Origin of the sequence: Phenylobacterium sp., assembly GCF_036263695.1 — a bacterium.
Lineage (GTDB): Bacteria > Pseudomonadota > Alphaproteobacteria > Caulobacterales > Caulobacteraceae > Phenylobacterium.
In genome coordinates, this window is sequence record NZ_DATAGM010000093.1 from 1 (window position 1) to 8,058 (window position 8,058).

The 8,058-nt window shown below is 69.8% G+C and carries 12 protein-coding genes; 6 read left to right on the forward strand and 6 right to left on the reverse strand.

Annotation, left to right across the window (positions count from 1 at the left end; genetic code table 11):
* From VHK87_RS03710 to VHK87_RS03720, 3 genes are all read left to right on the forward strand, one after another.
* Positions 1-195: sigma factor-like helix-turn-helix DNA-binding protein (locus tag VHK87_RS03710; RefSeq protein WP_329633550.1), on the forward strand; the 195-nt coding region annotated here is incomplete at its 5' end.
* Between the two features lie 17 nt (positions 196-212).
* Entirely contained in the window at positions 213-1,931 is a 1,719-nt protein-coding gene (locus VHK87_RS03715) for a sensor histidine kinase (RefSeq protein WP_329633551.1), read from the forward strand.
* Positions 1,932-1,972: 41 nt separating this feature from the next.
* The gene (locus tag VHK87_RS03720) at positions 1,973-2,113 is read left to right on the forward strand and encodes an entericidin A/B family lipoprotein (protein ID WP_329633552.1); all 141 of its coding nucleotides are present in this window, start codon (positions 1,973-1,975) and stop codon (positions 2,111-2,113) included.
* Between the two features lie 64 nt (positions 2,114-2,177).
* Here VHK87_RS03720 and VHK87_RS03725 read toward each other — a convergent pair whose 3' ends face one another.
* The 3 genes from VHK87_RS03725 to chpT form a co-directional block, all read right to left on the reverse strand.
* The gene (locus tag VHK87_RS03725; protein ID WP_329633553.1) at positions 2,178-3,005 is read right to left on the reverse strand and encodes a protein-glutamate O-methyltransferase CheR; all 828 of its coding nucleotides are present in this window, start codon (positions 3,003-3,005) and stop codon (positions 2,178-2,180) included.
* Positions 3,002-3,367, reverse strand: coding sequence for a response regulator (locus VHK87_RS03730; RefSeq protein WP_329633554.1), 366 nt, complete (start codon positions 3,365-3,367; stop codon positions 3,002-3,004). The genes VHK87_RS03725 and VHK87_RS03730 overlap by 4 nt, the downstream gene beginning before the upstream one ends.
* Positions 3,368-3,445: 78 nt before the next feature.
* A complete protein-coding gene (gene chpT / locus VHK87_RS03735; protein WP_329633555.1) occupies positions 3,446-4,111 on the reverse strand; it encodes a histidine phosphotransferase ChpT in 666 nt (221 codons plus the stop codon).
* An 86-nt stretch (positions 4,112-4,197) separates the two neighbouring features.
* Between chpT and cysQ the strand changes: the two genes are divergently transcribed.
* The gene (gene cysQ / locus VHK87_RS03740; RefSeq protein ID WP_329633556.1) at positions 4,198-4,956 is read left to right on the forward strand and encodes a 3'(2'),5'-bisphosphate nucleotidase CysQ; all 759 of its coding nucleotides are present in this window, start codon (positions 4,198-4,200) and stop codon (positions 4,954-4,956) included.
* A gap of 78 nt (positions 4,957-5,034) precedes the next feature.
* Here the strand turns inward: cysQ and VHK87_RS03745 are convergent, their stop codons facing one another.
* A complete protein-coding gene (locus VHK87_RS03745; protein ID WP_329633557.1) occupies positions 5,035-5,232 on the reverse strand; it encodes a hypothetical protein in 198 nt (65 codons plus the stop codon).
* 128 nt (positions 5,233-5,360) lie between these two features.
* On the opposite strand from VHK87_RS03745, the gene VHK87_RS03750 reads away from it, so the two are divergent.
* Together VHK87_RS03750 and VHK87_RS03755 are read left to right on the forward strand one after the other, a co-directional pair.
* Positions 5,361-6,197, forward strand: a complete 837-nt coding sequence (locus VHK87_RS03750; protein WP_329633558.1) for an enoyl-CoA hydratase/isomerase family protein — start codon at positions 5,361-5,363, stop codon at positions 6,195-6,197.
* A 42-nt stretch (positions 6,198-6,239) separates the two neighbouring features.
* Positions 6,240-7,430, forward strand: a complete 1,191-nt coding sequence (locus tag VHK87_RS03755) for an acyl-CoA dehydrogenase (protein ID WP_329633559.1) — start codon at positions 6,240-6,242, stop codon at positions 7,428-7,430.
* 1 nt (position 7,431) lies between these two features.
* Here VHK87_RS03755 and VHK87_RS03760 read toward each other — a convergent pair whose 3' ends face one another.
* Both VHK87_RS03760 and VHK87_RS03765 read right to left on the reverse strand, forming a co-directional pair.
* Positions 7,432-7,611, reverse strand: coding sequence for a hypothetical protein (locus VHK87_RS03760; RefSeq protein WP_329633560.1), 180 nt, complete (start codon positions 7,609-7,611; stop codon positions 7,432-7,434).
* 4 nt (positions 7,612-7,615) lie between these two features.
* On the reverse strand, positions 7,616-7,825 hold the full coding sequence (locus VHK87_RS03765; RefSeq protein WP_329633561.1) for a dodecin: 210 nt from the start codon (positions 7,823-7,825) through the stop codon (positions 7,616-7,618).
* Positions 7,826-8,058: the final 233 nt, after the last annotated feature.

Here is an 8,058-nt window from a genome sequence, read left to right on the forward strand (position 1 = left end):
GGAGGCTTCGCCTACGAAGAGGCCGCCGAGATCTGCGGCTGCGCGGTCGGCACGGTGAAGAGCCGGGTCAGCCGCGCGCGCCGGGCCCTGCACGCCATCCTCGACGAGGGCGCGTACGACCGCGACGGCCTGGCGGCCAGCGAGGCCATGCAATCCATCCTGGCCGATGCGGAGCGGTTGAGCACGGTCCGTTAGGGGCCTAGTTAGGTCCGATGGACGGTCAGCCCTGGAGTTCGCTCAGCACGATCCGGGTCCGGTTGATCACCGCCCTGGCCGTCGCCCTGTTGCCGGTGCTGGCGCTCGGCGGCGTGCAATCGGCCCTGGCCTTCAACCGCGAGGACCAGAACCTGCGCGAGAGCCTCGCCTTCGCCGCCGAGCGGAGCGCGGCCACCGCGCGGGCGCGGATGGAGAGCGCCGACATCCTGCTGCACACCCTGGCCGGCGGCTCGGTCGGTTTCCAGTGCGCCCAACGCTTGGCGCAGGTCGCCGAGCGGGTGCCAGGTTACCTGAACCTGATCCGCTTCGATTCAGCGGGCCGGGTAGCCTGCGCGGCGGCGGGCGTTCCGGCCGACCCTGGCCGGGCCTCCCGCGACTGGTTTCGGCAGCTTCAGGCCGGCGACGACCTGGTGATCACCCGCGCCCCCGGCGCGGCCTACGCGCGCGAGCCGGCGGTGATCGCCGCCGCAAGGGCCGAAGCTCCGGACGGTAGCTTTCAGGGTGTTCAGGCAGCGGTGATCAGCTTGGCCAGCCTGCAGCCGCGGGTGCGCGACCCCGCCATCCCGCAGTCGTCCGATGTCGCACTGGCCGACAGCCGCGGCGACTACATCAGCCAGACCACGCCGGGCGCATTCCCGGACCTGCCCCCGGACTGGCGGGCCCGCGCCGCCGAGGGCGCCTACGTCTGGTACGGCCGCGACCGTGAGGGCGAACGGCGAGTCTATTCGGCCGCCGCGATCGTCAGCGACGACATCTTCGTGATCCTCTCCGCGCCGTCGCCGAGCCTGTTCTCCTGGGCGCGGCTGAACCCGCTCACCGGGCTGATCCTGCCACTGCTCACCTTCCTGCTGGCCTTCCTGGCGGTGTCGGCGGTGGCCGAGCGGGTGGTGGTGCGCTGGATCGCCTACCTGCAGCGGATCGCCACCCTCTACGCCCGCGGCCGGCTGAGCGTGCGGCCGGTCCAGGCCGAGCGGATGCCGTCGGAGATCCGGGAACTTGCCGAGACGCTGGAGGACATGGCCGACGCCATTGTCGGCCGCGACGCCAGCTTGCGCGACTCCCTGGCCCAGAAGGACGCGCTGATGCGGGAGATCCACCACCGGGTGAAGAACAACCTGCAGGTCATCTCCTCCCTGCTGAACATGCAGCAACGGGCGCTGACCGACCCGGCGGCTCGGGCGGCGATGAGCGACACGCGCCAGCGGATCACCGCGCTGGCCCTGATCTACCGCGCCCTCTACCAGAGCCCCGATCTGAAGCGGGTCGACCTGCGCGCCTTTCTCGAGGAGCTGACCGCCCAGCTGGTGGCCGGCGAGATGCTGCGCGGGCCCCCGGTCAGAACCGAGCTCGACGTCGAGCCGTTGGTCATCGATCCCGACCGGCTCGCTCCTCTTGCCCTGTTCGCCGTCGAGGCGATCACCAACGCCCAGAAGCACGCCTTCGCCGGGCGCGGCGGGGAGCTGACAGTCCACTTCTCGGTCAGCGGCGACGAAGCCCTGCTGGAGATCGCCGACGACGGAACGGCGCCGGAGGAGGCGCTGGTCGCCTCGGGGGTCGGGCGGACCCTGATGACCGCCTTCGCCCGTCAGCTGAGAGGCCGCTCTGAGCTTGTGCAGAACGCCGCGGGTGGGATCACCGCGCGGCTGATCTTCCCGGCGCCGACCCCGGAAAGCGTGGCCAATTCGCCCCCGCAGGGGAACCAGGCCGCAGCCTGATCGTTGCCGTGCGGCGAGTTGAACCTCACCGGAGAGATCCCATGCGTAAGATCGTACTATCCGTCGTGCTCGCCGCCAGCATGGCCGTCGTGGCGGCGTGCAACACCGTCGAAGGCGCCGGTGAAGACGTGCAGGCGGCCGGCGCGGCTGTCGAAGGCGCGGCCAAGGACGCGGCCGACTAAGGCCTTTCCAGAGTTCTGCGTACCAAGAGCCCCGCCCCTCCGGCGGGGTTCTTCTTTTTTGGCGCTAGGCGGCGACCCGGACGGCGGGCTGACGGACATAGAGGCCGGGCCGGCCTTCCACCGTCGCCAGGGCCTCGGTCAGGCCTTCGGCGCATTCAGCCTGGCCCAGGAACAGGTAGCCGCCGGGGACCAACGCCCGGGCCAGGCTGTCCAGTATCCGTCGCCGAGCCGGCTCGGTCGCGTTGGAGAGCACGTAGCGGCAGAAGATCACGTCGAAGGCGCCGAGCTGAGACAGGTCGGCCAGCAGATTGATCCGCCGCCAGCGCACCATCTGGCGCAGCCTCGGCAGGATCGACCACATCTCCCCGTCCTTGTCGAAATGCCGGACCAGCATGCGGATCGGCAGCCCGCGCTGGACCTCGAACTGGGTGTAGAGGCCGCTGCGGGCCTTCTCCAGGGCGCGCTCGGAAAGGTCGGAGCCGAACAGCTCGATGCGCTCGCCAGACATCCTGGCCTCGGCCTCCTCCACCAGCATGGCGAGGGAGTAGATCTCCTGGCCCGTGCCGCAGGCCGCGCTCCAGATGCGCAGGGGCCGCCCGCCGGCCCGCTCGCAGAGCTTGGGCAGGACCTCCTCGGCGAAGGCCTCATAGGGCGCGCCGTCGCGAAAGAAGCTGCTCTCGCCGCCGACCATGGCCTCGACCACCGCCCAGATCAGCCGCTCGTCGCGGGTCCGTCGCAGGGCCTCCATCAGCTCGGGGATAGTGGGATAGTCCTCGCGCCGGGCGACCGGGGCCAGCCGGCTCTCCAGCAGGTAGGCCTTGGAGGCGTCGACGTGGAACCCGGCGCGCGCAGCGCAGAGCCCGGCGATGAGTTCGCGGTCCTGCGGGGTCACGCCAGACCCGCCTGAGCCAGCTTGCAGGCCATGATGTCCCCATCGAAGGGCTTCATGATGTATTCGTCGGCGCCCGCGTCGAGCGCCTCGCGGATCCGCTCGATGTCATTCTCGACGGTGCAGAAGACGACGGTGGGCGCCTCGCCGCCCGGCTCCTGCCGCAGCTGGCGCAGGAACTCGAGCCCGCTCATGGTCGGCAGGTTCCAGTCGAGCAGCACCGCGTCGGGCATCATCGCCCGGCACCAGGCCAGCGCCTCGAGCCCGTCGGACGCCTCGGCGATCTCGAATCCGAGCTCCTCGAGGATGCGGCGGGCCACTTTGCGGATCACGCGGCTGTCGTCGACGACCAGACAGGTCTTCACGGGGCGAACTCCACTCCACCTCCCCTTGTCCGCCGGGTTGGTTAAGGGAGGGTATGGAGCCGTGGTTTATTCAACCCGCTAAAGGGGAACCGTGGCGGCGAACACCACCCGCTCGTCGTTGACGTCGGCGAACACCCGCCCGCCGGCGTCGGTGAGGAACAGGTGCACGTAGTAGGCCTGCACCCAGTGGCCGTGCAGCCCTTCGGCGGACTCGCCCCGCAGGCCGGCCAGCACTTCGGGTCGCAGCCGCGCCCGCGGGCCGATGGCGTCCACCGCGATGGCTGTCGAGGCGCCCTCGTTCACGGCCCGCACCCGGGTGGTCCCGCCGGTCGGCAGGGCCGCGCCGCCCAGCTGGGCCAGGTTCAGCAGCGCCCGGGCGGACGGCTTGTTCAGCCCCTCGACCGAGACCTCCCAGTCAAGCTCGGCCCGCATGTGGGCGAAAACGCCGCGGGTCAGCTTCTCCAGCTCGCGGGCGTCGAAGGTGTCGGCGCTGGCCGAGGCGCCGAAAGCCACGCGGGTGAAGGCCAACAGGTCCGCCAGCTTGCGGGCGCTGGAGGCGATCAGGCCCATGGCCTCCTCGCGCATGTCCTGGGCCGTGGGGTCTTCCAGCAGGTCCAGGCCCGAGACGATGGCGCTCGCCGGGCTGATGAAGTCGTGACACATGCGCGCCGCCAGGTAGGCGGCGACCTGCGCGGTCGGGGGCGGCGGTGCGGCCACGTCGAAGGTGGGAGGAACCTCGGTCATCGGCGGGCGAACTTGGCCTGATTTGACGCTTTCGGAAACCGGAACGCCCCTCTAGGAAGGCGGCTCCCCAAGGGAGGGCGGAAGACTTGTCATTGAGCGACCCCGGCGCCGAGCTTGCCGACATCTGCGAGGCCGCGGCGCGGCTGATCCTGCCCCTGTGGCGCTCGGGCCTGACGGTCAGCACCAAGGCCGACGAGAGCCCGGTCACCGAAGCCGACCAGCGGGGCGAGGCGCTGATCCTGGCCGAGCTGGAGAAGCGCTGGCCCGGCGTGCACGTGATCTCCGAGGAGGACGCCAGCGAGTTCGGCACGCCCGATCAGATCGGCTCGACCTTCTTCCTGGTGGACCCGCTGGACGGCACCAAGGCCTTCGTGCGCGGCGATGTCCACTTCACCGTCAACATCGGCCTGATCCAGGACGGCCGTCCGGTGGCCGGTGCGGTCTGCGCGCCGCCGACCATGGAGACCTGGTTCACACAGGGCGGACGGGCCCTGAAGCGCGTCGAGGGCGGGGCCGCCGCGCCGGTCCACGTCCGCCCCTGGCCGCCCGAGCCGCTGGGCCTGATCAGCCACACCATGAAGCCTGAGACGGCCGACGCGCTGGCGCAGAAGTACGGCTTCACCCGCCGGGAGGCGATGGACTCCTCCATCAAGTTCTGCCGCATCGCCGAGGGCGCCGCCGACATCTACCCGCGCCATGGCCCGACCATGGAATGGGACATCGCGGCCGGCCACGCGGTGCTGGAAGCCGCCGGCGGCAGCGTCCTGACGCCTGAAGGCCAGCCCTTCGCCTATGGAAAGGCGCAGGACGGCTTCAAGAACGGCTGGTTCGTGGCGCGGAGCTGAGGCTGGCCTCAATGCCGTCATCCCGGCCACAGCGAAGCTCAGCCTGCGGCCGTCCGGGATTACGGAGAAGGGTTGCGGCTATACCCGCCGCTCGATGTTCCACTCGGAGGAGACGGGGCCGGAGACTCTCGCCGGCTCGGCGGGGCGCTCGTCGTAGACGGTGGCGACCACCGGGACGCTGACGGCCAGATAGCCGATGAAGCCGATCAGGAAGGCGAGCGTCGCCAGCCACACGAAGGGCCGGGCGGGATTCCTATCGGCTGAGGTCGCGTCCATTGGGCGATCCGGTCCAGGGCCGTTGATTGCCTAGCAACCGGCAAAATCGACAATGGTTGCCGCGGCTTTCCTTGCGCACGGCCCCGTTTGGGCCAGAGTTGCGGAAAACGAGGCAAGGAGGACGCGCCATGGACCAGCCGGTCGGCCGCTACGACGCCATCCAGTACGAGATCCGCGGCCAGGTGGCCGTGCTGACCCTCAACCGGCCGGAGCGGCTGAACGCCATCTCCGCCACGCTTCGCAGCGAGGTCCATCAGGCGGTCGGCCGGGCGCGCGACGACGACGACGTGCGGGCCCTGGTGATCATCGGCCAGGGCAAGGGCTTCTGCTCCGGCGCCGACCTCATGGGCGGCGCCGACCGGGCCGCCGCCGGCCTGCCGCCGGGCCCGCCGCCGCCCACCAACCAGACCGAGCGGCTGGACGAGATGAGCTGGGTCGGCCGTTGGGCCAAGTTGTTCTATACCTTCGATAAGCCGCTGATCGGGGCCATCAACGGCGTCGCCGCAGGCGCGGGCATGAGCATGGCGCTGGCCTGCGACGTGCGGATCGGCTCGGAGCACGCTCGCTTCAAGACGGTGTTCGTGGAGCGCAACCTCTCGCCCGACAGCGGGATGAGCTTCTTCCTGCCCAGGATCGTCGGCTACGCCAACGCCGCCGACCTGATTTTCACCAGCCGCAACGTGGACGCCCAAGAGGCCCACCGCATCGGACTCCTGAACCGCATCGTCCCGGAGGGCCGGCTGCTCGACGAGGCGGTCGCCTACGCCGAGGAGATGGCCCAGTGGCCGCCGCTGGCCATCCGCAGCGCCAAGCGGGTGCTGCAGTACTCGATGGAAAAGGAGATCGACGACGCCCTGCGCTACGAGCACGTCGGTCTGGGCTTCGCCCGCAAGGCGGTGAACGACGCCAAGGAATCCCGCGCCGCCTTCCTGGAGAAGCGCAAAGGCGTCTACACGGGGACGTAATTCGGTGTCATAGGCGGCCCTGAAAATTCAGGAGCATCCGCCATGGCTCTCGACGCCGGCCAAAGCCAGAAGACCTTCCGCTGGGAGGACCCCCTCGACCTCACCTCGCGCCTCTCCGAGGACGAGCGGATGGTGTGGGAGTCGGCCCGGGCCTATGCGCGCGACAAGCTACTGCCCCGCGTCGTCTCGGCCTTCGCCGAGGAGCGGTTCGACCGCGAGATCATGACCGAGATGGGCGCCCTGGGCTTCCTCGGCCCGACGCTGCCCGAGCAGTACGGTGGGGCGGCGGTCAACCACGTCGCCTACGGCCTCATCGCCCGTGAGATCGAGGCGATCGATTCCGGCTACCGGTCGGCGATGAGCGTGCAGTCCTCGCTGGTCATGTATCCGATCTACGAGTTCGGCTCCGAGGAACAGCGGCGCAAGTACCTGCCGGGGATGGCCAAGGGCGAAATCGTCGGCTGCTTCGGCCTGACCGAGGCCGACGGCGGCTCCGACCCGGCCTCGATGCGCACGGTGGCGAAGAAGGTCGACGGCGGCTACGTCCTCAACGGCTCCAAGATGTGGATCACCAACTCGCCCATCGCCGACGTGGCGCTGGTGTGGGCCAAGCTGGACGGGGTGATCCGCGGCTTCCTGGTGGACCGCGGGACGCCCGGCTTCGAGACGCCGAAGATCCAGAACAAGCTCTCCCTGCGCGCCTCAGTGACTGGCGAGATCAGCCTGGCGGACGTGAAGGTCGGCGAGGACGCCATCCTGCCGAAGGTCTCGGGCCTGCGCGGGCCGTTCTCCTGCCTTAACAAGGCCCGCTACGGCATCGCCTGGGGCGCGATGGGCGCGGCCGAGTTCTGCCTGCACGCCTCGCGCGACTACGTCTCCACCCGCAAGGTGTTCGGCAAGCCGCTGGCCGCCCGCCAGCTGGTCCAGAAGAAGCTCGCCGACATGCAGACGGAGATCGCGCTCGGGTTCGAAGGCGCGCTGGCGCTCGGCCGGCTGATCGACGAAGGCGCCTGGGTGCCGGAGGCCATCAGCCTCATGAAGCGCAACAACTGCGGCAAGGCCCTGGCCATCGCCCGTGAGGCCCGCGACATCCACGGCGGCAACGGCATCTCCGGCGAGTACCACGTGATGCGCCACGCGGCGAACCTGGAGACGGTCAACACCTACGAGGGTGCGCACGACGTCCACGCCCTGATCCTCGGCCGCGCCATCACCGGCGAGAACGCGTTTTAGGTCAGCGGGGCGGCTGGTCCCCGCCGGCCGCCTTGTCGACCGTCGACTGCAGGTCGTCGCCGTGGCGCTTCAGCTTGGCCTCGTCGGGGGCGTCGGGCCTGGCCTGATCGGCGTCCTCGGGCGGCAGGTCCGGGCGGGCCTCGGGATCGGGTTCGAAGCTGCGCTTGTCCGGGCTGGTCATCGCCCTATCCTTCGATCGTGTAGCCGAGCTTGATGTGCACCTGGAAGTGCTTCACCCGGCCGTCCTCGACATGGCCGCGGGTCTCCAGGACTTCGAACCAGCGGATGTTCCGCCGGTTCTCCGCGGCGTTGGCGACGGCTTTCTGAATGGCGTCCTCGATCGAGGTCTCCGACGAGCCGACGATCTCGCTGATCCCATAGGTGTTGTCTTGCATGGCCTGTCCTCGTTCTTCGGGACAGGAAGGCGCCTCCCCCGGTCGCGGTTCCGGCCCGCAGAACAGCCATTTCCGAGCGCGAGGCGCCGGTGCTAGAGCATTCCCCAACGATTTGGGGGAGTTGAGATGGCCGAAGCAGTCGCCGCCGACGGGGCGCCGGAAAAGACCACCACGCCGATGCGGACGGTGGTGGTCGCCTCATCCGCCGGCACCGCATTCGAGTGGTACGACTT

Excerpts from the sequence above, each read along its gene's own strand:
- VHK87_RS03715 (WP_329633551.1), top strand. The coding sequence starts at position 213 with ATGGACGGTCAGCCCTGGAGTTCGCTCAGCACGATCCGGGTCCGGTTG.
- VHK87_RS03720 (WP_329633552.1), top strand. The coding sequence starts at position 1,973 with ATGCGTAAGATCGTACTATCCGTCGTGCTCGCCGCCAGCATGGCCGTC.
- chpT (WP_329633555.1), bottom strand. The coding sequence starts at position 4,111 with ATGACCGAGGTTCCTCCCACCTTCGACGTGGCCGCACCGCCGCCCCCG.
- VHK87_RS03745 (WP_329633557.1), bottom strand. The coding sequence starts at position 5,232 with ATGGACGCGACCTCAGCCGATAGGAATCCCGCCCGGCCCTTCGTGTGG.
- VHK87_RS03750 (WP_329633558.1), top strand. The coding sequence starts at position 5,361 with ATGGACCAGCCGGTCGGCCGCTACGACGCCATCCAGTACGAGATCCGC.
- VHK87_RS03755 (WP_329633559.1), top strand. The coding sequence starts at position 6,240 with ATGGCTCTCGACGCCGGCCAAAGCCAGAAGACCTTCCGCTGGGAGGAC.
- VHK87_RS03760 (WP_329633560.1), bottom strand. The coding sequence starts at position 7,611 with ATGACCAGCCCGGACAAGCGCAGCTTCGAACCCGATCCCGAGGCCCGC.
- VHK87_RS03765 (WP_329633561.1), bottom strand. The coding sequence starts at position 7,825 with ATGCAAGACAACACCTATGGGATCAGCGAGATCGTCGGCTCGTCGGAG.